Source organism: Snodgrassella alvi (genome assembly GCF_040741455.2).
GTDB classification, from domain to species: domain Bacteria; phylum Pseudomonadota; class Gammaproteobacteria; order Burkholderiales; family Neisseriaceae; genus Snodgrassella; species Snodgrassella alvi_E.
The window spans coordinates 128,888-151,277 of record NZ_CP160328.2; the positions used below are offsets into that span (position 1 = coordinate 128,888).

Genomic DNA, 22,390 nt, shown 5'->3' on the forward strand with positions numbered 1-22,390 from the left:
GGATGCTGTTTTCGCTTCAGCTGCGCGCGCAGATTATCAAGGAAATTCTGTGCTTGCTGCGTGACAAAAGGGCGCGATTTATTCTGATTGTGCCGCCGATTATGCAGTTAATGATTTTTTCTTTCGCGATTACTCTGGATGTGCGCAATGTTACAGTATCGGTTTATAACCGTGACAATGGTTATTGGTCGCAGGAGCTGGTGCGAACCATAGAACATGCTGGTTTTGTAAAAAAGGTGCTGGTGACAGACAATTTGTCTGCATTGCATGCCGATATAGACCGAAAACAGGTGCTGTTGGCGATTACTATTCCAGAAGATTTTTCTCGCGATATTGCTGCCGGTCAACCAGCCAGTTTGCAGGTAATTATAGATGGACGTCGTGCCAATGCCGGCCAGATTGCCTATTCCTATATTGAGAGAATTGTCCAGAATATGGGCGTGCAAGCTCAGAAGACAGAACGGATTGCGGCTAGAAATTTCTTTAATCCGAATTTGAATTATCGATGGTTTGTTGTACCAGCATTATCTGGCATTCTGATATTTGTGATTGCGCTGATGACAGCTGCGTTGTCGATTGCGCGTGAGCGGGAGCTGGGTACCTTTGATCAGCTGCTGGTTTCGCCTTGTACACCGGCTGAAATTATCATTGCTAAATGTGTCCCTGGTTTCATCATCAGTATTATGTTGTCTTTAATGATGATTCTAGCGGCAGTGTTGATTTTCGGCATTCCGTTTACCGGTTCATTGCTGCTGTTACTGATGGCGATGATGGTATTCATTGTTTCCATTATCGGCATCGGACTGGCCATATCAGCTTTTTGTTCCACTCAACAGCAGGCAATTCTAGGGGTGTTTGGGGTCATGATACCGATGGTGATGATGTCTGGATTTGCCACGCCGGTGGAAAATATGCCGCAGGTGCTGCAATGGCTGGCAGAGCTGATGCCGTTTAAACATTATCTCATCATACTGCATGGTGTGTTTCTTAAAAATATGCCAGCAAAGGAGATTTTCCATAATGCGTGGCCGATGCTCTTGATTGGCTGTGTAACACTGAGCATTGCGATTATTTCAGTACGGAAAAAATTAACATGAATAGATTGCGCTTATCCATTTTGTTTTCTAGTACTTTATTGCTCTGTGCCTGTATCAGTGCACCGCAGTATAAGGAACCACCCGCTGTTCAGATACCCAAACAATGGACGTTGCCTGAAAAAGATAATGAACCGGCAGAGGCTCTGGATCAATGGTGGCAAAATTTTCATGATCCGCTACTTGACCGGCTTATAGATGAGGGACTAGCCAATAATCATGATATCCGCCATGCCGTACTCAAAATCGAAGAAGCGCGTGCAATACTGGCTGGTACGCGCAGTGGTTTTTGGCCGACAGCTGATGCAGAGGGACGCAGTACACGTAGTCGCAACAGTGAAAGCGTTAACTTACCCAATCAGCGCTATCAAACGCGAAATTATGCTGGCACCGCTATTACATGGGAAATTGATTTGTTTGGGCGTGTGCGTAATAGTGTAGCGGCGGATGCGGCACGCTATGAGCAGCTACAGGAAGATGCTGATGCCATTAGACTGAGCGTGGCTTCAGAAATTGTGCGCAGTTATTTTGATATGAGAAGTGCGCAGGCTCAATTACAAGCACAAGAGAGTATTTTGGTGGCACTGCGTGGGACACGTAAAATTGTGTTGCGGCGAGTGCAGGCCGGAGATTTGGCTCAAATAGAACTTCAGAATATCGATGCACGCCTTTTGTCTGCTCAGGCGGCTATTCCAGAAATACAAGCCCGCATCCGTGCCGAAGCATTAGCGCTGAGTATTCTGACCGGTGGTCAGCCAAATAAGGAGTTATTCCTAGTCAACACTGCTATTCCAGTACGCTCTTTGCCGGCTATTCCGGCAGGTAGTCCAGCAGATATTTTGCGTAGGCGGCCGGATATCCGTGCTGCTGAGCGTCAATTAGCAGCCAGCAATGCTGAGGTGGGGGTGGCGGTTGCAGCACAGTTTCCGCAACTCACCATTAATGCCAATGGTGGTTTTGATGCTTTATCACCAGTTAAATTAGTCCGCTCATCTAATGAAAGCTGGTCAGTATTTCCGTTTATTTCATGGCGGATTATGGATGGGGGGAAAATCAGAGCAGAAATACACGCAGCGCAGGCAAGACAGAAAATGGCGGCAGTGGATTATGAGCAAACAGTGCTGAAAGCGTTGAATGAATCTGAAACTGCGATGAGTAATTATCAATATTATCAAAAATCTGTGTCGCAGTGGACGGAAGCAGCTGTGCAGGCGCAGCAAGTTTTCCGCAGCCAGCAGCGGCGCTTCAGTGCCGGCGATATATCTATGGCAGATGTACTTGAAGCGCAACGGCAGTATGCCGAGGCACAGTACTCACTTGCACTGGCTCAAGGCAAAGCCAGCAGTGCCATGGTAGATGTGGTCAAGGCACTTGGCGGAGGCATTTGAGCATGCAAATCTAATTACTGCCCGCTAAAAATAGCGTTATCTAAGTGGCAAGTGGAATATACGTGTATAGGTTCAACACAGAAATTTTGTTAACGTCGAGCCAATATTGCGGTAGATAAGTATTCCTTTATGCCGCTGGCAATGGAGCTGGCCACTTTCTGACGGAAATCACTGCTGGATAGTAAACGTTCTTCAATTGGATTGGAAATAAAAGCAGTTTCAACCAGTATTGAAGGTATATCCGGTGCTTTTAAGACGGCAAAATTTGCCTGATCAACACTACCTTTGTGAAGATTATTGATTCGGCTTAATTGATTTAAAACATCCTTGCCTAGTTTTAGGCTGTCGTTAATAGTGGCTGTCTGGGTAAGGTCAAACAAGGTATTGTTGACATTTTTGTCTGTAGAATAATTTACCCCGCCGATTGAGTCGGCCGCATTCTGCGTCTGCGCCAGATATTTGGCTGCTGCACTAGTGGCGCCTTTGGGGCTAAGGGCATAAACCCCTGTACCTTTGGCAGATGGATTGGTAAAGGCATCGGCATGAACGGAGACAAACACATCAGCTTGCAGTTTACGTGCTTTGGCTACGCGTACTCCCAACGGAATAAAAATATCTTCGTTGCGAGTCATATAGGTTTTATAACCATATGAATCGAGTATTTTTTTTATTTCTCTGCCGATAGCCAGTACCACATCCTTTTCATGCAGCCCAGATGGGCCGGTTGCTCCGGGATCTTCACCACCATGTCCTGGGTCAATCATGATAACCGGCTGGCGGTTAAGCTTGTTTGGTTTGCCGGGCTGTGGTGGCTGATTAGTCACCGGCGGTTTGATTACAGGTGTTTTTTGTACCGGCGGTGTGGAGGCAGTGGCCTGAGGACGGGTTGTGCCATCGCTATTGACCTTGCCGTGGCTGTAGTCTTGTAACAGTGCCATTAATGGGTCGTTTTTTTCCTGCTCCATGGCCACTGTAGCGGTAGGATATAAATCCACGACCAGACGATTTTTGAAATTGGCCACTGGCGCCAGCGAAAACACTTGCGGATTAACGGTGGTTTTCAAATCCATCACGATACGGATGGTTTCAGGATTAAACTGGCCGATACGGACACTTGCGATATACGGATCCATCGGAATCACTTTGCTGCTCAGCTCCCGTAATACCTGATTGGTGGCGGAACCTTGAATATCAATGACCAATCTGTCCGGATTTTTCAACTGAAAATACTTGAACTGGATAGGTGTGGTAGATTCCAATGTCATTCTGGTATAGGCTGTGGCCGGCCAGATACGAGAAGCCACGATGTCGGCACCGGCCTGAGCGGCACGGGCAAATGGAGTAAGGCTAATTAAAAGCGAACCGGTGGAAGCAATCAATAATTTCCGGCGGCTAATGTGAATAGGCATGGTTATTCTATAATCTTGTTTAGAGTGTGTTTTCCAGTGGCCGTGAGGGCGCTCATTCGTACGGTACGGCCATTTTCGTTTATTCTGATATTTAAAATAATGTCTGCTGGCGGAGCCAGATCACCGCCAAGCTGCGGCCATTCAATCAGAACAACGCTGTCTGAAGTAATTAGTTCGTCTAGTCCTGCATCCAGCCATTCTTCAGGGCATTGAAATCGGTATAAGTCAAAGTGATGCAAATCAAATCGATTGAAGGAATAAGTTTCGACAATATTATATGTAGGGCTCTTCACTGCACCCTGATGGCCCAGTGCACTGAGCAGTCCGCGGGTAAAAGTGGTTTTGCCTGCACCTAGATCTCCCTCCAGCCAGATGATTAATGGCGGGCTAATATGCTGAGCAAAACGGCTGCCCAAGTGTAGGGTATCGTTTTCATCGGCCAGAACAGTTTCTTGGATGTGAGAGGCAGACATGTTGAGTTTAGATAAATAAAACGGGTTTATTATGCGATAAAGTTTGTAAGAGTGAAAGTAGGAAAGTCTAGCAATTTTGTGATTTTGCCAAATTGATTCCGAATTTTTACTACGCCTATGATAGCTCTGCTGTAAGTATAAGCGCGGGTCAATGTTATAATTACCTTAATAAAGGGTCTGTACCGGTTCAGGGCACGGTGTGCTGAATGGTTTAGGCTACAGATGAAGAGACTGATGACAGCAATTAAACAGCGCCCGATAGGCGTATTTGATTCCGGGGTGGGCGGCCTGACAGTGGTACGGGCGTTAATGGAAAGACTGCCCAATGAAAATATTATTTATTTCGGGGATACGGCACGAGTACCGTATGGGGTGAAGTCCAGACACACCATCGAAGCCTATACCGAACAGATTGTTTCGTTTTTGCTAGAGCATGATGTGAAAGCGCTAGTGGTGGCCTGCAATACCATAGCGGCAGTAGCACGTGAGAGAATCCGGCAGTTGGCCGGCAGTATGCCGGTTCTGGATGTGATAGCTGCCGGTGCGCAGGCAGCACTGAATAGCACGCGCAATAACCATATCGGCGTGATTGCTACCAGTACAACAGTTAACAGCAATGCCTATGCACGGGCGATTCACAAGCAGAACCCGCAAACACGGGTTTTCTCACAGGCCTGTCCCTTATTGGTACCACTGGTGGAAGAGGGCTGGCTAGATCATGAAGTCACTCGCTTGACTGCACGCGAATATCTAAAACCGATACTGGCTGAAGATGTGGATACACTAGTATTGGGCTGTACGCATTATCCTTTACTCAAACCCTTAATTCGACAGGAGGCGCCGGGACTAAAATTGGTTGATTCAGCCATTACTACTGCAGAAGCCACGGCGTTAGCACTGGAAGAAAATCAGCTGGCCAATCCAGATCATACCGGCGCGCAATACAGGTTTTATGTCAGTGATATTCCCTTGCGCTTTCAGACTATCGGAGAACGCTTTCTCGGGCGCAGTTTGGAGCAGCTGGAAATGGTGTCTTTGGGATAAAACTTCAGCAAGAGGGAGAAACTGACATGATGAAAAGAGTTGTGATTCTGATTTCCGGACGTGGCAGCAATATGCAAGCCTTAGTAAAATCTAATATTGCACAGGCGGAAATTGTAGCTGTCATCAGTAATCTGGGTGATGCAGCAGGTTTGGCATGGGCGGCTGAGCATGGTCTGGCAACAGAAGCCCTAAATCATCGAGACTATGAAGGCCGAAACGCATTTGACAGTGCGCTGATGGAGCGTATAGATACGTATCAGCCCGACCTTGTGGTTTTGGCTGGCTTTATGAGGATCTTAACGCCGGCATTTTGCACGCATTATGTGGGCCGGCTGATAAACATCCATCCCTCTTTGCTGCCTGCTTTTCCCGGACTGCATACGCATCAGCGGGCATTGGAGAGTGGTTGCCGCGTGGCTGGGTGCACCATTCATTTTGTTACAGCTGAACTGGATTGTGGGCCAATTATTGCACAGGGTGTCGTCCCTGTTCTGGATGGCGATACAGCTGAAATTCTGGCTCAGCGCGTGCTACGGATTGAACATCAGCTCTTGCCGCAGGCAGTGGCTGATTTTGTTGCAGGCAATCTGGTAATACAAGGTAACAGAGTAAACAGACTGGAAGCTGGTATAACTGATGGTTTGGTCTGCTTAAAAAATTGATTGGTGTACGTGGCGTATGAAATTGAAATTGTGGGCGAAAATAGTGTTGGTTTGGGCTGGTTTAATGCTGGCTTCTGTAATTCATGCGGGAGAGTTGCCGCAGCGGGCACAATTACAGTTTGTTGACAATAATGGTCTGTCAGTCAATATGGATTTTGAGCAAAAAGGTGGGAAGTTTCAGATTAGCACTGATCTCAGCTTGCTGATTTACCAAATGCAGTTTGTCTCTAGCGGTACGTTAAGCGGGACAATGCTCAATCCGCTTACCTATACAGACAGTCGTTTTGGTAAACTCTACGCTCAGGCACGGTTTAACGGGCAGAGTGTGGATTATGGCAGGGTATCTGATACCAGCAGACATCTAGCAGTAAATGGACCAGTGTATGATATGTTTGCATTGGCATGGCAGCTTGGCTTTAATCAGGGAAAACTTCCGGTAAATACGTATTTAACCAATGGCAAGAAAGTATACCCGCTGGATGCGGTTAAAAATCTGGGCTCCGCTCAAATAATGGTTAATGGGCAGCACATCGAAATTAGCCAGTACAGCATCAGTCGTGGTGATGATCGGGTGGAATATGCATTTGCACCGCAGCTGAACAATATTCCGGTACGCATCAGTTATATGGACAATGGTAAAGTATATACATTGCAGCTGAAGGCTGGCCAGATAAACGGGAAAGCTATTTAAACAATTATGATCAATGCACAACAACTTGATTTAACCACTTCCGCATTAGCGCAGGTGTTAACATTCCGCCAGCCGGCAGATGTCGTGCTGTCATCTTTTTTCCGCCGTGAGCGCAAACTTGGTGTTCGTGATCGGCAAGAAATAGCTGAAACGGTATTCGCCACCATCCGGCATTTACAGAAAATCCAGCAGATGTTGCCAAAACCGCATAATAAGCCTCGACGTGCGGCACTCGCTGCGCTGGTTTTAGGCCGAGGCCTCAGTGTTCATGCGGTAGAGACTTTGTGTGATACCGATGAGAAAGATTGGCTGATAGAGCTAAAAGCGCATAAATCTGAATTTGCTAGTACGCTCACCACAGCAGCAGAATTGCCGCAATGGATGATTGAATGCCTCCAGCAGCAGGATTGGGATGATGAGCAAATTGTTGCTTATGGCCGCAGTGTCATGCAATCAGCACCGCTGGATGTACGGGTCAATACCCTGAAAGGTAAACGTGATAAGATTCTGGCTGCGCTACAGGCCGAAGGTCTGCGTGCAGAAGCCACCCCCTATTCACCTTGGGGGATTCGTTTTCCCGATAAGCCGGCTTTAAACCGTCACCCACTGTTTCTGGATGGTGTACTGGAAGTCCAGGATGAAGGCAGCCAGTTGCTGGCATTACTAACGGGTGTAAAACGCGGACAGATTGCTGTAGATTTTTGTGCCGGCGCCGGTGGTAAAACACTGGCTATGGGCGCAATGATGGCCGGTAGCGGACGATTGTATGCTTTAGATGTGGCAGAAAAACGGCTGGCTAATCTTAAGCCGCGCATGGTGCGCGCTGGATTAACCAACATTCATCCACAGCGTATCGATAATGAGCACGATGCCCGCATTGCCCGTCTCAAAGCTAAGGCAGATTGTGTGCTGGTGGATGCACCCTGCTCAGGTCTGGGAACTGTACGCCGCAATCCTGATTTAAAATATCGCCAGAACAGTGACAATGTTGCTGCATTGCAGCAACAGCAGCAATCTATACTACAAGCAGCTTCAGCGTTGGTACGTCCCGGCGGCCGGCTAGTATATGCCACATGCAGTATTCTTGAGGCAGAAAACCAGCAACAGTTGAATGATTTTCTGGCGGCCAATAACGGCTGGCACATCGAACCGGTGAATACGTTGCTTAAAAGCCATACGCCGTCTTCCATGCACAGTGATTATCTTCAACTATCAACCAGTGAACATCATACAGACGGCTTTTTTGCCGCTGTGCTAACACGCATTAAGTAAATGAAACAAGGAAAGTAAATGAGTACTCAGGAAAGAATTAAAAACATTGTTACCGAACATCCAGTAGTGTTGTTTATGAAAGGGACAAAACAATTCCCACAGTGTGGTTTTTCATCCCGTGCAGTACAAATTCTGCAGGCAGCTGGTTTAAAAGACTTTTATACTGTGAATGTACTCGAAGATGAAGAAATCCGTCAGGGTATAAAAGAATATGCCGACTGGCCGACCATCCCGCAGTTGTATGTGAAAGGCGAATTTGTTGGTGGCTCTGACATTATGCTGGAAATGTATGAAGCAGGAGAATTGCAGACTTTGTTGGCCTCTGTCTGACCAGAATTGGTTCAGAGGATTTTCAACTAGCTGATTTCATTCAGGTGTTATAGCAATTATTTTTTGGAACAGGCTATGAATATTAATGTGATTGACCACCCGCTGGTAAAGCACAAACTGTCACTGATGCGTGAAGAGGATTGCAGTACCTATCGTTTTCGCACACTGACTAAAGAGCTGGCGCGTTTAATGGCATATGAGGCCAGCCGTGATTTTGACGTGGAAATTGTCAAAATGCAGGGCTGGTGTGGTGAGATAGATGCTTACCAAATTAAAGGTAAAACGGTAACCGTAGTGCCAATTCTGCGTGCTGGGTTGGGTATGCTCGACGGCGTATTGGATTTGATTCCAACTGCTAAAATCAGTGTGGTGGGCTTGCAGCGCGATGAAGAAACCCTCGAACCTGTACCTTATTTTGAAAAATTTGTCAGCCAGATGGATAAACGTCCGGCTCTGATTATCGACCCAATGCTGGCTACTGGTGGTTCTATGAATGCCACCATTGAGCTACTGAAGAAAAAAGGCTGTAAGGATATCAAGGCACTGGTGCTGGTAGCTGCTCCAGAAGGTGTGAAAGCCGTTAATGAGGCTCATCCCGATGTCACCATCTATGCGGCTGCTCTTGATGATCATCTGGATGAAAATGGCTACATTATTCCTGGACTAGGTGATGCCGGCGATAAGATTTTCGGTACCAAACACTGGTAATCTGAAATCGGATTCTTTCACCTGCTGACAATGGGTCAGACATGCATATACTAAAAACAGAATACTTAGACTAAGTATTCTGTTTTTTTATGCCAAAAGAAAAAAGACTTCCGTAAACAGGGAACATTCTGTAAATTAAATCGGCGGAAATTATTATAACCAGCCATTCCTACAGTTCTATTTTATTTGGCCGTTATTGTGGCTGGATTTGGATGTCAGGAATGCTAAAAAGTAGAATCACAGCCAGCCCGGGTTTATCTTCATGGTTATGCAAGCTGGAATCAGCCAGACTAATACTTATATGCCACTGTTCACACAGCGTTTTTACGATGGCTAATCCGAGACCACTACCGTTTTCATTGTTACCAAGAATGCGGTAAAACGGTTCGAAAACAAGTTTTCTTTCTGATTCAGCGATGCCCTGACCATTGTCTTCAATCCACATAGATAATTCATTTTCTGCATTTTGTTGGGTATGAATGCTGATGTGGCCACCGGCCGGTGTGTATTTAATGGCATTGCACAGAATATTTTTTAAAATTGTATGTAAATCATTGGTGCTGATTGGTAGTTTGATGTCTTCATTGATATCTACACTTAAATTTTGCTGTTTTTGTTCTGCCAGTGGCAATATTTCTGCAATCAGGTCGCGCAATAAAGGGAGTAAGTCGGTGCTGGCATGGGCTGCTTGTATGTGCTGCTGTTGCTGATGCTGTGCCCGTGCCATGGATAGCAGCTGGGTGAGTAATTGCTCAGTACGTGCAATACCGGCTCTAATTTGCCCGATAAGCTTATTCTGTATGTCCTTTGTTAAATCTGGATCATCAAAACGCGCTATCTGAATGGTTAGTGCAGTGATGGGCGTGCGTAATTCGTGTGCAGCATGGCTAATGAATTTTTTGTCATGCTCTATTGCCGCCTGCAATTGGCTAAACAGTCGGTTTAAAGCAATAATAAACGGACGGATTTCTGTGGGTACATGCTTGGTGTCCAGAGGCGATAAATCATTGGCATTGCGGGCAGTCAGTTCGGTGCTCATTTCCTGCGTAGCACGAAATAGACGTCTAATCCAGATAGCGGTAAACAGCCACAGTAGGGGCATGAGAATCAAGAACGGCCATACCACGCTCAGGGCGCTGTCTTTGGCAATGTGATTGCGGTAGGCTGTGCGCTGAGCGACAACGATTCGTTCGCGCTCACGGGTAAGGATGTATACACGCCAGTGCCGTGCTACAGTAGTGAAATTGTGAAAGCCATCCTGTAACTGTTGCAAGTTCTGCACTGCATTGTCATCACCCATCAGTATATTAAGATAAGGCGAATCCAGCGTTTGTGCCAGTACACGTGGTTTGGGCAACGTGCGTGCACTTTCAGGAAAGTTAAGATCTTCTTGTGTGTCCCGACGCAAAATGGAGCTGCGTGGGTCGAGTAAATGGGCAATCTGTTCCAGCTGCGCATCCTGCAAGTCTTGTGTTTCGCGAAAAGCAGTCTGATAGGCGAGAATATCGCCGATGATGGCAATGAAGGTAACTACAATAGTAATTACCAATAATAAGCGCCATTGAAGCGATGAAACTATCCGCGTTGATCCACCAGCCATCCCAGACCCCGCACATTTTTAATGACATTGCTGCCGAGTTTTTTGCGAATACCGTGAATAACTACTTCTACGGCGTTGCTTTCCACTTCTTCATTCCAGCCATAGATTTTTTCTTCCAGCTCCTGCCTCGACAATATTGTACCCGGCTGCAACAACAGACTGTACAGTAAGGCATATTCTCTGGCTGACAAACGAGTAGATTGTCCATTGGCACTTACTTCCCGTGTTGCCGGATTCAGGGTGATAATGCCATTGCTCAACACTGGACTGGCATGCCCGCTACGTCGGCGCAGAAGTGCACGGATCCGCGCTAGTAGCTCCGTAGGGGCAAAAGGCTTGATTACGTAGTCGTCTGCACCACTATCAAGACCGTTGATTCGTTCTTCCACTGTATCACGGGCAGTAATCAAAATTACAGGCAAATCAAAGTTTTTTGCACGTAGATGGCGCAATACACTAAGACCATCCTGCTTGGGTACACCGATATCTAGTAAAGCGATATCATAGATGTTAGGCTGTAAGGCGTTTTCTGCGGCTAAGCCGTCAGTCACGCAATCAACTGCAAAACCGGCAACATGAAGCATATCGCTAAGTGCTTCTGCTATCATCTTGTCGTCTTCAAGAAGTAAAATTCGCATGGGTTAACAATTTTCCACGTAGACAGTGTTGAGCCGATATTGTTTCAGGCTTCAGGCTGCCTATGATAACAAAAACCGCTTCAGGATACCTGAAACGGTTTTGTTCAAACGTTAACCGCAGACTGATTAGTTTGCTTCAGTAGTAGTAGTGGTTTGTTTGGTAGTAGTAGTGCTAGCAGCAGCTTTTTTGGCGTGTGCTTTTTTAGCGTGAGTGCGTTTTACCTGAGCTTTTTTAGCAACCGGTTTAACAGTTTTAGCAGCTGGTTTTACAGTAGTTGTAGCAGCAGTGGTGTTAGTGGTAGTAGTAGTGGTGGCTGCAGCAGGAGCAGCAAAAGAAGCAGCAGCAGTTAAACCAAAAATAGCGCTTACAACAGCAGCAGTGATTTTTTTCATGACAAATCTCCAATTTAAGTAGTTTAGGACAATAACCATCTCGGTTCTTGTTGCTGAACAGTATGGTCGCCAATACTTAGGCAAGACTTAGATAAATGTATTTTATTGTTAAATAAATGTAATTATAAGTTAATAAATTATATATACTACAGGTTTAAATTAATTTTCTTTTTAATCTTCAAGTTTTTAGGTATTTTGCGGGCATAGTAGCCGTTTTTAATGAAATAAAATGACGCTTATTAACTGCTATCTGACAAATGTAAGCGCAAATTAGCGTCAATGCCCGAGAAAATTTTAAAAAAACGGTAGAAAAGCCAGATTAAACATCATCTGCGATTGCCATATTACGCAATAAAATGTCAAAAATCTCATTATTAAACTCTATTTATACATCGGAATAGCGAAAACCTTTTCCGAGAAGTCAGAGATAAAATTGGAGATATCAAAAGCACGATTAATTATTTGAATTTCAAAAGTTATGCTAATGAGTTTCTGGTTAAAACTGAGACCATAGACTTGTGTAAGCAGCGTATATTTGTTGTGTTTCAAACATTCTCAGCAGAATAAAAAAGGCGTATCCAAAAAGGTTACGCCGGTAACAAATAAAAAATAACTGTGTTAAACAGTACGAGCAATTTCAGTCATGGATTCAGCAGCCAGTCCCAGTGTGTCAGCAATGATTTCGCTGTTATGAGCGGCAGAAACAAAACAGGACTCATAAGCAGATGGAGCGAAAGCGACGCCACGAGCCAGCATGGCATGGAAAAATTCTTTAAACAATACCTGATTGCACCGCTGCATATCGCTAAAACAAGTCGGAAGCTCGGCAGTGAAATAAAAGCCAAACATCCCACCTATACTGCGACTAGTAAAAGGAATATTTGCTTCTTCTGCAATGGCGGCCAAACCTTTACTCAGTTCTAAAGTACGGGCGCTGAGTGTGTTGTAGAAATCTGGTCTTTGGATAATTTCCAGCGTTTTAAGTCCTGCAGCTACACATACTGGATTACCAGATAAAGTGCCAGCCTGATATACAGGACCCAAGGGGGAAACGCAGGACATAATATCTGCACGCCCGCCAAAAGCCGCTACCGGCATGCCGCCTCCGATGATTTTACCGATGGTGGTTAAATCAGGTTTGATACCGTGAATAGACTGTGCACCGCCCAGTGCGACACGAAAACCGGTCATAACTTCATCGTAAATTAATACGCTGCCATACTGGTCAGTGAGTCTGCGCATGGCCTGCACAAATTCTGATGTGGCCGGTATCATATTCATGTTGCCGGCGATCGGTTCTACAATCACACAAGCAATGCTGTCGCCCTTGCTGGCAAAAGTTTGCTCTAATGCTTCAATGTCGTTGTAGGGCAGCACAAGCGTATGGCGGCTAAAATCCTCAGGTACTCCGGCAGAACTGGGATGGCCGAAAGTCAGCAGACCCGAACCTGCTTTGACCAGTAAACTGTCAGAATGGCCGTGGTAGCAGCCTTCAAACTTGATAATATTGTCACGTTTAGTAAAACCTCTAGCCAGCCGTATAGCACTCATGGTGGCTTCTGTACCGGAGCTAACCAGCCGGATTTGTTCCATACTCGGCATAATATGGCGGATTGCTTCGGCAATACGGATTTCATTTTCGGTGGGTGCACCGAAAGACAGGCCATTTTCTGCTGCGTGACACACGGCTTCTACTACTTCCGGATGTGCATGCCCCACAATAGCCGGACCCCACGAACCGACATAATCGATATAGCGGCTTTCATTTTCATCCCACACATAGGCACCCTGCGCCTTTTTAATAAAGCGGGGAATACCACCAACGCTGCCAAAGGCTCTTACCGGTGAATTCACGCCGCCGGGAATAATGGTTTTAGCCTGTTCGAATAATTGCTGATTTCGATCCATGATTTTAACCTCTGTTATAAAATGATGCCGGATGAATGGCATTTAGGGATAATCATACTATTGATTGTGCACACTCGATAAGGGACTTGAATCATTCAGCCGCTTAGATGCTTCATAGTGTGTCCAAACAGGCTGGCATAAAAAGTTTCAATTGCTACACATAGCAATAAAGATTCAAACAACAGAAAATAATGCTATATCCTGATTGGCAAATAACGAAACGCGTAAGGGTATCCTGTAGCCAGCAGCTATTTCATTGCTCTGCCAGTGCCGGTTGGCTTAGGAAAAAGAAGAAAATTTGCTGCGGAATGACTGAATCAACTGGGGAAAGTGGGCGAGATGCTTGACCCACTGGTAGACCATGAGGGTATAACTTTCCTGAGCCAGAAAACGTAGTTTGGACTGGGTAGCGGTATAACGGGTAGTAGGGGTGGGAGAAACCTGTACATCCAATCCTAAGTCGCGGGCCATGATACAGGCTCGCGCCAAGTGATAGGGATCGCTAACAATAATAAAAGTGTCTATATCATTATCTTCAGCAAGTGCCTGAGCATTCACCAGATTCTGCCAAGTGTCACGTGAATGATTTTCATAAATGATATCGCTGGCATCTACACCATTGCGAATAGCATAACGACGACCTACCGCTGCTTCAGTCATAAAACCACTGCGCGGACTACCACCGGTGAATAGTATTTTTTTTACTTTTCCCGCGCGATAAAGATTGATGGCATGATTGATACGTTCACGAAAAACCGGTGACGGGCGCTTATCCCATGCCGCAGCACCGAGCACAATGGCTGCATCGGCTTCACTGAGCAGCTGCGGATGGCTAAACTGATAGACAGTCGCCATACTGATGGCGTAATTGGCGGCAACAAACAAGCTACCGGCAGTAATCACACTACGCAGACAATACCAGAAGCCGAAGCGTGTGCCATTGGACATTTATTGCTCTAATAAGGCTTCAATATTGGTTAACGGCCGGCCGATGGCTGCATGATCGCCAAAGACAGCAATAGGACGCTCAATGAGAATAGGATGGGCAGCCATAGCAGCAATCAAGGTATCTTCATCTGCCTCTACCAGATTGAGCTGTGCATATAAATCATCTTTGCTGCGCATCATCTCCCTTGCAGAATGGATGGCTAGCTTCTGCTTTAGCGCGCGAATCTGTGCCTCGGATAATGGTTCGGTCAGGTAGGGAATGACTTTAGTGTTGACATTGCGAACCTGTAGTAAAGACAAGGCGGCACGGGATTTAGAACAATTAGGGTTATGATACAGTATGACGGTATTTGTCATGATTATCCCTGAACTTCAAAATAAATGGAAAATCTAAATAGGAAGTGTGGACGAAACTTCAAATTTTGACAAGTATTATTAATTATTTTAAAGATCAGACTAAGTTTCAGTAGTGAGTGTAAATAAATTATTTGAATAAAAATACATGCTTGGCTTAGGTATTAAAACTAAAAGTAGTATGGTGAATAAACAGCTTGCCGCGTTGGCGCCGAAATTGTAAATAAAATATTTTATAATTACTGCTGTGAAACGTAATATTTAGGAAAGGCTATGTTTCAATTCATCCGTGTTTTGAAAAAAACAGTGGTATTAAGTTTATTGATTTCTGGCGGATTGCACGTACAGGCAGCAGAGCTGCAAAGCTGGCCTCAAGGTAAGGCCGCAGTATTGCCAGCAAATAGTACTGTACAAGTGATTAATATCTGGGCGTCATGGTGTGCTTCCTGCCGTAGTGAAATGCCTATGCTTTCGCGCTGGTATCTTCAGCAACAGAAATCAGGTAAAGGCAGGGTAAACGTAGCAGGGGTGGCACTAGACACTGAGGCTAATTTACAACGCTTTACCCGTCAGATAAAAGTCAGCTACCAGCTATATCGCTACACCGGCACGGACAGCAGAGCTTGGATGAGACAGTTCGGCAATAGTATTGGCGGCATACCTTACACGCAGGTACGGGCGCCAGAATGCGGTTTTCAACAGTCTTTGATAGGTAGGTTAACTGAAGACATACTTAATCAGGCGCTTGCAGCCGCCAAAAAACAATGTGCTCAACGTAAAATACATATATAAATTTTAAGCAATATCAACATTAAAGTGTGCACCACGATTTTCTGTTTGATTTAAACCGTCTTGTACCATCAGTAGTGCTGTAACCAGAGTCAGTTTATCTGTCTGGCTGACAGCATGCAGGTACCATTGCTGTAACTGCATGTGTAATGTGTGCATGTCTTCAGTGCGTCGGCATATACCAAAATATCGGCTCATGAGTTTTTGCAGTGCTTGTAGGCTAAATGTATGCATATCTGGCAATGAAACAGATGTCTGCACGGGCTGTTGCCACAATAGCTCGGTCGATTCTTTCTTTAGATGTTGAGGCCAAGTCAGGGTATGAGAATCTGAAGCGGCCATACTGGCGGCGGCCGCCCGCCCAACAACGACACATTCCAGCAAAGAATTACTGGCCAGACGATTGGCTCCGTGTAAGCCCGTACTGGCGGTTTCGCCAATAACATATAGCTGTGGCACATCGGTACGGCCAGCCGTGTCGGTGATAATACCGCCACAGGCATAATGCGCTGCCGGGGCAACTGGAATGAATTCGCAGGTAATATCAAGCCCTTGCTTTAAGCAATGCCGATAAATCTGCGGGAAATGTGTGCGGATAAAGTCAGCAGATAAATGCGTAATGTCCAAATAGACACAATGATGGCCAGATTTGGCTATTTCAGCAGCGATGGCACGAGCGACGATATCTCGGGGTGCCAATTCGGCGCGCTCATCATATTGAGGCATGAAGCGCTGCCCTTGGCTGTTGCGCAAAATGCCGCCTTCTCCACGTACTGCTTCTGAAATCAGAAAACACGGATTAGCTGGTAGTGCAAGCGCAGTGGGGTGAAACTGTACAAAAGCAAGCTGTCGTGTTCTGCAACCCGCCAGCGCAGATACAGCGACGCCATGCCCAGTGGCGGTAAGTGGATTAGTTGTCAGCGAGAATAACTGACCCAGACCACCGCTTGCCAATACCGTATGTTTAGCTCGAATGAGAATGGTTTCACCACTGTCTGCTATCGTGACACTGGCGCCAGTGCAAACAGTATTTTCCAGTATCACCTCATTTATGAAAGTATGGGTGAGTACTTGTATATTGGGGTGAGCCAGAAGCTGTTGCTGAAGGGTTTCGGTGATGCTGTGTCCTGTGTGGTCGGCTGCGTGCACAATTCGCCGCTTGCCATGTCCACCTTCGCGTGTTAGATGTAATTGCCCATTTTCACGCGTGAATTCCACCCCATGCGCACATAACCATTCAATTGCATTAGCACCTTCACTCAAAATGGTGGCTGTCTGAGTTTCATCACAGCTTCCAGCTCCGGCAATAAGGGTGTCGGCTACATGTTCAGCCACACTGTCTGCTTCATCGATTACAGCGGCTATACCGCCTTGCGCCAGAGTGCTGGCACATATTGACAAGTCTTGCCTGACTACAACCGTAATATGAAAATGTTCAGGTAAAGACAAGGCTACTGTCAGTCCGGCCAGACCGGCACCAACAATCAGCACATCTGTCTCAGCAGTTGAGCAGGGAGGCAAAGTGGTCATGTTGTCTGATCCAAGGAATAAACTGATCGGATAAAATATTTAAAGTATTAGATGTAGAGCTAAAAGCTTGAAATTCACGCCAGGCTGATGAGAACTCAAGCATGCGCCGGATCGACAAGCTGGCCTGTTGGCTTAATGCTGCTGGGAGTTGTACGCGATGCTGCTCTTGGTGGTTTAGCGCATCGATACAAGACTCTAGACCGTTCATGGCCATCCATGGGCAGAAAGCACACGATTTACAAGTAGCACCATTACCGGCAGTGGGCGCCGCCAGAAATGTTTTTGCTGGTGCCTGTTTGGTCATTTCATGCAGAATGCCTTGATCAGTGGCTACAATGAAAGTATCGGCCGTATCGTTGATTGCTGCCTGTAGCAACTGGCTGGTAGAACCAACCACATCTGCCAGAGCCACTACCGCTGCCGGCGATTCAGGATGTACCAATACTTTAGCGTGCGGATAACGGGCTTTCATCAACGCCAGTTCTTGCCCTTTAAATTCATTGTGTACCAAACAGGAGCCCTGCCACAGCACCATATCAGCACCGGTCAGATTCTGAATGTATTCGCCTAAATGCCTATCCGGCCCCCAGATAATTTTTTTACCCTGAGCATGTAAAAAAGATACGATTTCAATCGCAATCGAAGAGGTAACAACCCAATCGGCACCGGCTTTAACCTCAGCGCTGGTATTGGCATAAACCACGACAGTTCGTTCCGGATACTGATTACAAAAAGCTGTGAATTCATCTGCCGGACACCCGAGGTCTAAAGAACAAGTTGCTTGCATATCCGGCATGAGTATGGTTTTTTCTGGACTAAGTATGCTCGCTGTTTCGCCCATGAATTTCACTCCGGCTACCAGCAGTGTCTGTGCCGGATGGCGGGCACCGAAGCGCGCCATCTCAAGCGAATCGCCCACCATACCTCCGCTAGCAAGTGCCAAATCCTGTAATTCTGGTTCAACATAGTAATGTGCGAGCATTACCGCCTGATGCTGCTGCAATAATGTAGTAATTTGCTCAGAATAAGCCTGCTTCTGTTCTTTAGTTGGTTGCGATGGAATTTTCGCCCATGCACATTCCAGTACGGACGTAGCAGGCTGACCATGCGTAGCTGCATCTGTAGCATATTTTTTTAGCTGTACAGATGGTTTTTCATAATCAAAAGCACGCCATTGCTTATGGTCGGGTACAGTTTGCATAGACACTCCTTAATCAGGATTAAATCATTATGCTCAATATGAGTATATAAAGCAACATGTAAAGATTGTGACAGGAAGAAAGTAAATAGATTTGATTATGGTGCTGTTTCATTAAATAGCTGAATGAATGGCTGATTCATAAAAACCGGCTGCGCAGGTTTTGTTTTTTTGCAACAATTTCTTTACAATTAATGAGTGTTGATTAAGGAGTATTACCTGCATGCACACAACAGCTGATTTACCCTCATCCAGTTATAGCGATAGTGCAGCTGAGCTGGTGGCCGTGTTGTTTGCAGTAACGGATTTTAGCGCCCGCGTGCTTACCATTCACGATGGCAGCTTATTGCCTTTTGGTCCGTTAAAACCAGTGCACCACTCCTTGCAGGCTGGAGCAAGAACATGGGTACATCAGCAGACCGGTCAGCCACTTGGCTATATTGAACAGCTGTATACTTTTGTTGACATGAAGCGTAGCCATCACAATGGTCAGGCAGTTATCAATATTAGTTATCTAGGTCTAGTAAAAGAGACGGCTGAAAGTGGCCTGACGCTGGAAGCAAAATGGCAAGACTGGTATGAATACTTTCCATGGGAAGACAGCCGTCGTCCGCAACATGCGCATATTCTCAACCAGTTGATTCTGCCGATGCAGAACTGGGTGGATGCCGCACCCAATCAGGAAATCCGTAATCAGCGGCAGCAACGCCTGAATTTATGCTGGGGTATAAACGGGCAGCACTGGATTGCCGAAAATGCTCTGCTGCGCTATGAGTTGATGTATGAGACAGGCCTTATTGCTGAGTCACCGTATTATGATAATCAGCTACCACCACAATTAACCGGCCGTCCCATGCAATTCAATCATCGTCGAATTCTGGCTACGGCTGTGTCGAGATTGCGCGCTAAATTACAATACCGGCCAGTTATCTTTGATTTAATGCCGCCCCAATTCACTCTGTATCAGTTGCAGCGCAGTATTGAAGTATTGAATGGTGTGGAGCTGCATAAACAAAATTTTCGTCGTTTGGTTAACAATCAGCAGCTTGTTGTAGCTACTGGTGAAACTATGGTGGCAGAGCGTGGACGTCCGGCACAACTATACCGTTTTAATGAAAATGTATTGCAAGAAAGCTTGCTTTCCGGTTATCGGCTCCCATTAATTGGTAATCACATCTAATACCTTTCTGTATCATCAAGGTTTTACCAAAATTTTATACATTAATATCATAGGGATACATATGCCGCACATATTGCGGCAGAGCTAAGATGCTTACTTTATTAAAATACAGAATTAGAGTTTATCTAATCCAGCTTTTGGCAATGTGAACAGTGAACCCACTGCTGGTGCGCATCAACCTTATAGCAAAAATTAAATCAAGACCTGTCTAAATTTTCCTTTTCGTAAAAGTCTTATCTCATATATACTCTAAACGAGTATAAATACAAATGAGAAAATCATGATGAATGATTTACCTGAAATTATTACGCGTCCATTAGTACAGGCAGCACTAGTGGAAGATTTGGGGCGCCGCGGAGACATTACCTCCCGAGCAGTTGTACCGGCCGAGAGCCTTGCACAATTCAGCATCGTGGCTCGGGCAGAAGGAGTAGTATGCGGGCTAGAACTGGCGCGGCAAAGCTTTGCATTAATCGACTCTAATCTAAAATTTAAAATATATCAAAATGATGGTGATATCATTCCCGCAAATACTGTGCTGGCGCAGGTTACAGGTAATGCTCGGGCTATTCTGGCTGCTGAGCGTACAGCCCTAAATTTTCTGACTCATTTAAGCGGTATTGCCACTGCCACACACGAACTTCAGACACTGATTGCGCCTACGGGTGCCTTGCTCACCTGTACCAGGAAAACTTTGCCTGGCCTGCGCGCTATTCAGAAATATGCAGTACGAATGGGGGGTGGACGTAATCATCGAATGGGACTGGACGATGCTATTCTGATTAAAGATAATCATATTGCTCTGGCCGGAGGTGATATTGCCCTTACCCTACGGCAAGCAAAGGCTTATGCAGGACATCTTATCGCTATAGAGGTGGAAGTAGATACCCTAGCGCAGTTGCGTCGGGTACTGGATGTAGGTGTTGATTTAGTATTGCTGGATAATATGTCAGTGGAAGAATTGCGAACAGCAGTAAGCTGGTGCAAAGGGCAATGTCAAACAGAGGCATCTGGCAATCTACGTCCAGATACACTTTTGGCTGCAGCACAAACCGGTGTTGATTTTCTGGCAATGGGCTATCTGACGCACAGCGCGCGTTATCTTGATATTGGTCTGGATTATCAGTAAACCCGATTAACTTTCCTGGACCAGAAAGATGAAATTCTTGTTGTATTTACTATTTTCCACTTTGCTAAGCTTATATAAAACATTATATTGCTGATTTTTAAGCCTGCTTGTTATAGAAAATATCAAAAATACAATAATGGATTAGGTTACGAAACCGGAAAACATAGTAGGTGGGTTTCAAACGTTTTCAATTTAGGAAATAGCCGAAGTGCTTGAGTTTGAAAACACTTTTAACTTTATTGATGATAACGCTCAGTAAAGCGAGGCAAGTAGCGGCTGTGAAATATTTCTGCATCCTGAATACTATCGTTTTATTGCGTGTCAGTTTGAATTGTAAATATGGCTGTAATAAAAAATTAGTGTTTTAATTTTTTACACATGCATAGAAAACAGAATGATTCATATAAAAAGGTGCAGCCTAATAAGGCTGCACCGTACTGATACAAAACAGAATCTATTAACCGTATCGGCGTTGAAATTCTTGCATAAAGCTCACTAAGGCTTCTACACCCTGTAATGGCATAGCATTATAAATACTGGCACGCATGCCTCCCATGGATTTGTAGCCCTGTAACGTACATAATCCATGCGCATTAGCTTGTTGCACAAATAGTTTATCCAGCTCTTTTTCAGGTGTGTGGAAAATAACATTCATGTACGAACGCGCATGTTCTTTTACATTATTGATATAAAAACCATTACTGTTATCTATGGCGGAGTACAGGGTTTCTGCTTTCATGGTATTGATAGCCTGCATCTGTTCCACACCACCATTGGCTTGTAGCCAGCGGAATACCAAACCAGAAATATAAATCGGATAGGTGGCTGGTGTGTTATACATGCCCTGACGGATAATATGGCTATGGTAATTCCATACGTCCGGTATGCGATCGGAGCAGCGTTCAAGCAAATCTTCACGGATAATCACAATGGTGGCACCAGAAGGGCCGATATTTTTTTGTGCACCGGCATAGATTAAGCCGAAATCCGCAACATTAATTGGCCGTGACAGTATCTCACTCGACATGTCACAGACAATTGGTGGTAGTCCATCGGGTTTGGGGATATTGCGATACTGCAGGCCATGCACGGTTTCATTAATGCAGTAGTGAACGAAAGCTGAATCCGGATCAACGTCCCAAGTTTCTGGTGCCGGAACGTCAGTATAGTTATACAGATCACCACCATGGGCAGCAAGATGAATCTCAGCATCTGATAGTTTACCCATCTGGCTGTGGGCAATACGGCTCCAATTGCCACTCACAACAGAGTCTACCCGTTTAAAACCATTGGCTAGATTCATGACAACCATATTGAACTGAGCACTGGCGCCGCCCTGCATAAACAAAACCTTGTAATTATCTGGAATATGCAGCAACTGACGCAAATCCAGTTCTGCATGATGCAGGATACTGAGAAAAGCATCGGAGCGATGGCTCATGGTCATGACTGAAGTGCCGGTACCATTGTAATCCAGCATTTCAGCCTGAGCTGTCTGTAATACGGCCTCAGGTAGAATGGCCGGACCGGCAGAAAAATTGTATTTGTGCAGTGTTGTCATGAATAATTTAAAACCTGTTGCTAAGCTGTATGTATAGAGGTTTTGCGTCCCGTGGAAATGCTGCATACCGCGTTGAGGTTTAACGCAAAAC

Annotated in this window: 22 protein-coding genes; 11 read left to right on the top strand and 11 right to left on the bottom strand. The window is 45.5% G+C overall.

Annotation, left to right across the window (positions count from 1 at the left end; all coding sequences use genetic code 11):
• Nucleotides 1-2 precede the first annotated feature (2 nt).
• Nucleotides 3-1,097, top strand: a complete 1,095-nt coding sequence (locus ABU615_RS00575) for an ABC transporter permease (RefSeq protein ID WP_370388993.1) — start codon at nucleotides 3-5, stop codon at nucleotides 1,095-1,097.
• The gene (locus ABU615_RS00580; protein WP_367488611.1) at nucleotides 1,094-2,482 is read left to right on the top strand and encodes an efflux transporter outer membrane subunit; all 1,389 of its coding nucleotides are present in this window, start codon (nucleotides 1,094-1,096) and stop codon (nucleotides 2,480-2,482) included. Before ABU615_RS00575 ends, ABU615_RS00580 begins: the two co-directional genes overlap by 4 nt.
• Nucleotides 2,483-2,571: 89 nt before the next feature.
• On the opposite strand, the gene ABU615_RS00585 is transcribed toward ABU615_RS00580, so the two are convergent.
• Nucleotides 2,572-3,891, bottom strand: coding sequence for an N-acetylmuramoyl-L-alanine amidase (locus ABU615_RS00585; protein ID WP_267390198.1), 1,320 nt, complete (start codon nucleotides 3,889-3,891; stop codon nucleotides 2,572-2,574).
• Nucleotides 3,892-3,893: 2 nt separating this feature from the next.
• On the bottom strand, nucleotides 3,894-4,364 hold the full coding sequence (gene tsaE / locus ABU615_RS00590) for a tRNA (adenosine(37)-N6)-threonylcarbamoyltransferase complex ATPase subunit type 1 TsaE (RefSeq protein ID WP_370388994.1): 471 nt from the start codon (nucleotides 4,362-4,364) through the stop codon (nucleotides 3,894-3,896).
• 234 nt (nucleotides 4,365-4,598) lie between these two features.
• On the opposite strand from tsaE, the gene murI reads away from it, so the two are divergent.
• From murI to upp, 6 genes are all read left to right on the top strand, one after another.
• On the top strand, nucleotides 4,599-5,408 hold the full coding sequence (gene murI, locus ABU615_RS00595; RefSeq protein ID WP_370388995.1) for a glutamate racemase: 810 nt from the start codon (nucleotides 4,599-4,601) through the stop codon (nucleotides 5,406-5,408).
• A gap of 29 nt (nucleotides 5,409-5,437) precedes the next feature.
• The gene (gene purN / locus ABU615_RS00600) at nucleotides 5,438-6,070 is read left to right on the top strand and encodes a phosphoribosylglycinamide formyltransferase (RefSeq protein WP_370389332.1); all 633 of its coding nucleotides are present in this window, start codon (nucleotides 5,438-5,440) and stop codon (nucleotides 6,068-6,070) included.
• A 16-nt stretch (nucleotides 6,071-6,086) separates the two neighbouring features.
• Nucleotides 6,087-6,761, top strand: a complete 675-nt coding sequence (locus ABU615_RS00605; RefSeq protein WP_367413290.1) for a DUF3108 domain-containing protein — start codon at nucleotides 6,087-6,089, stop codon at nucleotides 6,759-6,761.
• A 9-nt stretch (nucleotides 6,762-6,770) separates the two neighbouring features.
• A complete protein-coding gene (locus ABU615_RS00610) occupies nucleotides 6,771-8,033 on the top strand; it encodes an RsmB/NOP family class I SAM-dependent RNA methyltransferase (protein WP_370389333.1) in 1,263 nt (420 codons plus the stop codon).
• Between the two features lie 18 nt (nucleotides 8,034-8,051).
• Nucleotides 8,052-8,363 carry a Grx4 family monothiol glutaredoxin gene (gene grxD, locus ABU615_RS00615; protein WP_100140078.1) on the top strand — a complete coding sequence of 104 codons (312 nt, stop codon included), beginning with the start codon at nucleotides 8,052-8,054 and terminating at the stop codon, nucleotides 8,361-8,363.
• Between the two features lie 75 nt (nucleotides 8,364-8,438).
• Entirely contained in the window at nucleotides 8,439-9,071 is a 633-nt protein-coding gene (gene upp / locus ABU615_RS00620) for a uracil phosphoribosyltransferase (RefSeq protein ID WP_100140079.1), read from the top strand.
• 193 nt (nucleotides 9,072-9,264) lie between these two features.
• On the opposite strand, the gene ABU615_RS00625 is transcribed toward upp, so the two are convergent.
• From ABU615_RS00625 to arsC, 6 genes are all read right to left on the bottom strand, one after another.
• Nucleotides 9,265-10,671, bottom strand: coding sequence for an ATP-binding protein (locus ABU615_RS00625; protein WP_370388996.1), 1,407 nt, complete (start codon nucleotides 10,669-10,671; stop codon nucleotides 9,265-9,267).
• Nucleotides 10,647-11,309 (bottom strand): response regulator transcription factor, encoded by a 663-nt coding sequence (locus ABU615_RS00630; RefSeq protein WP_100140081.1) that lies wholly within the window; start codon nucleotides 11,307-11,309, stop codon nucleotides 10,647-10,649. Before ABU615_RS00630 ends, ABU615_RS00625 begins: the two co-directional genes overlap by 25 nt.
• 126 nt (nucleotides 11,310-11,435) lie before the next feature.
• Entirely contained in the window at nucleotides 11,436-11,702 is a 267-nt protein-coding gene (locus ABU615_RS00635) for a hypothetical protein (RefSeq protein WP_100140082.1), read from the bottom strand.
• Nucleotides 11,703-12,320: 618 nt separating this feature from the next.
• Nucleotides 12,321-13,610 carry a glutamate-1-semialdehyde 2,1-aminomutase gene (hemL, locus tag ABU615_RS00640; RefSeq protein ID WP_267390204.1) on the bottom strand — a complete coding sequence of 430 codons (1,290 nt, stop codon included), beginning with the start codon at nucleotides 13,608-13,610 and terminating at the stop codon, nucleotides 12,321-12,323.
• Nucleotides 13,611-13,889: 279 nt separating this feature from the next.
• The gene (locus ABU615_RS00645) at nucleotides 13,890-14,558 is read right to left on the bottom strand and encodes a YdcF family protein (protein WP_367422083.1); all 669 of its coding nucleotides are present in this window, start codon (nucleotides 14,556-14,558) and stop codon (nucleotides 13,890-13,892) included.
• Entirely contained in the window at nucleotides 14,559-14,915 is a 357-nt protein-coding gene (gene arsC / locus ABU615_RS00650; RefSeq protein ID WP_100140085.1) for an arsenate reductase (glutaredoxin), read from the bottom strand. It lies immediately after the preceding gene.
• Between the two features lie 270 nt (nucleotides 14,916-15,185).
• Between arsC and ABU615_RS00655 the strand changes: the two genes are divergently transcribed.
• On the top strand, nucleotides 15,186-15,704 hold the full coding sequence (locus tag ABU615_RS00655) for a TlpA disulfide reductase family protein (protein WP_370388997.1): 519 nt from the start codon (nucleotides 15,186-15,188) through the stop codon (nucleotides 15,702-15,704).
• 3 nt (nucleotides 15,705-15,707) lie between these two features.
• Here the strand turns inward: ABU615_RS00655 and nadB are convergent, their stop codons facing one another.
• Together nadB and nadA are read right to left on the bottom strand one after the other, a co-directional pair.
• Entirely contained in the window at nucleotides 15,708-17,231 is a 1,524-nt protein-coding gene (gene nadB, locus ABU615_RS00660; protein ID WP_370388998.1) for an L-aspartate oxidase, read from the bottom strand.
• Nucleotides 17,200-18,432 carry a quinolinate synthase NadA gene (gene nadA, locus ABU615_RS00665; protein WP_367488591.1) on the bottom strand — a complete coding sequence of 411 codons (1,233 nt, stop codon included), beginning with the start codon at nucleotides 18,430-18,432 and terminating at the stop codon, nucleotides 17,200-17,202. Before nadA ends, nadB begins: the two co-directional genes overlap by 32 nt.
• A 220-nt stretch (nucleotides 18,433-18,652) precedes the next feature.
• Here nadA and ABU615_RS00670 point away from each other — a divergent pair, with 220 nt between their 5' ends.
• Both ABU615_RS00670 and nadC read left to right on the top strand, forming a co-directional pair.
• A complete protein-coding gene (locus ABU615_RS00670; protein ID WP_100140089.1) occupies nucleotides 18,653-19,609 on the top strand; it encodes a hypothetical protein in 957 nt (318 codons plus the stop codon).
• A 280-nt stretch (nucleotides 19,610-19,889) separates the two neighbouring features.
• Entirely contained in the window at nucleotides 19,890-20,738 is an 849-nt protein-coding gene (gene nadC / locus ABU615_RS00675; protein ID WP_370388999.1) for a carboxylating nicotinate-nucleotide diphosphorylase, read from the top strand.
• A 457-nt stretch (nucleotides 20,739-21,195) separates the two neighbouring features.
• Here nadC and serC read toward each other — a convergent pair whose 3' ends face one another.
• The gene (gene serC / locus ABU615_RS00680; RefSeq protein ID WP_100140091.1) at nucleotides 21,196-22,299 is read right to left on the bottom strand and encodes a 3-phosphoserine/phosphohydroxythreonine transaminase; all 1,104 of its coding nucleotides are present in this window, start codon (nucleotides 22,297-22,299) and stop codon (nucleotides 21,196-21,198) included.
• Between the last annotated feature and the right edge of the window lie 91 nt (nucleotides 22,300-22,390).

Coding starts and splice junctions, on each gene's coding strand:
- murI (WP_370388995.1), top strand. CDS start 4,599: ATGACAGCAATTAAACAGCGCCCGATAGGCGTATTTGATTCCGGGGTG.
- ABU615_RS00575 (WP_370388993.1), top strand. CDS start 3: ATGCTGTTTTCGCTTCAGCTGCGCGCGCAGATTATCAAGGAAATTCTG.
- ABU615_RS00605 (WP_367413290.1), top strand. CDS start 6,087: ATGAAATTGAAATTGTGGGCGAAAATAGTGTTGGTTTGGGCTGGTTTA.
- ABU615_RS00585 (WP_267390198.1), bottom strand. CDS start 3,891: ATGCCTATTCACATTAGCCGCCGGAAATTATTGATTGCTTCCACCGGT.
- ABU615_RS00580 (WP_367488611.1), top strand. CDS start 1,094: ATGAATAGATTGCGCTTATCCATTTTGTTTTCTAGTACTTTATTGCTC.
- ABU615_RS00630 (WP_100140081.1), bottom strand. CDS start 11,309: ATGCGAATTTTACTTCTTGAAGACGACAAGATGATAGCAGAAGCACTT.
- purN (WP_370389332.1), top strand. CDS start 5,438: ATGAAAAGAGTTGTGATTCTGATTTCCGGACGTGGCAGCAATATGCAA.
- nadC (WP_370388999.1), top strand. CDS start 19,890: ATGATGAATGATTTACCTGAAATTATTACGCGTCCATTAGTACAGGCA.
- ABU615_RS00670 (WP_100140089.1), top strand. CDS start 18,653: ATGCACACAACAGCTGATTTACCCTCATCCAGTTATAGCGATAGTGCA.
- serC (WP_100140091.1), bottom strand. CDS start 22,299: ATGACAACACTGCACAAATACAATTTTTCTGCCGGTCCGGCCATTCTA.
- arsC (WP_100140085.1), bottom strand. CDS start 14,915: ATGACAAATACCGTCATACTGTATCATAACCCTAATTGTTCTAAATCC.
- nadA (WP_367488591.1), bottom strand. CDS start 18,432: ATGCAAACTGTACCCGACCATAAGCAATGGCGTGCTTTTGATTATGAA.
- upp (WP_100140079.1), top strand. CDS start 8,439: ATGAATATTAATGTGATTGACCACCCGCTGGTAAAGCACAAACTGTCA.
- grxD (WP_100140078.1), top strand. CDS start 8,052: ATGAGTACTCAGGAAAGAATTAAAAACATTGTTACCGAACATCCAGTA.
- ABU615_RS00625 (WP_370388996.1), bottom strand. CDS start 10,671: ATGGCTGGTGGATCAACGCGGATAGTTTCATCGCTTCAATGGCGCTTA.
- tsaE (WP_370388994.1), bottom strand. CDS start 4,364: ATGTCTGCCTCTCACATCCAAGAAACTGTTCTGGCCGATGAAAACGAT.
- hemL (WP_267390204.1), bottom strand. CDS start 13,610: ATGGATCGAAATCAGCAATTATTCGAACAGGCTAAAACCATTATTCCC.
- ABU615_RS00655 (WP_370388997.1), top strand. CDS start 15,186: ATGTTTCAATTCATCCGTGTTTTGAAAAAAACAGTGGTATTAAGTTTA.
- ABU615_RS00635 (WP_100140082.1), bottom strand. CDS start 11,702: ATGAAAAAAATCACTGCTGCTGTTGTAAGCGCTATTTTTGGTTTAACT.
- ABU615_RS00645 (WP_367422083.1), bottom strand. CDS start 14,558: ATGTCCAATGGCACACGCTTCGGCTTCTGGTATTGTCTGCGTAGTGTG.
- nadB (WP_370388998.1), bottom strand. CDS start 17,231: ATGACCACTTTGCCTCCCTGCTCAACTGCTGAGACAGATGTGCTGATT.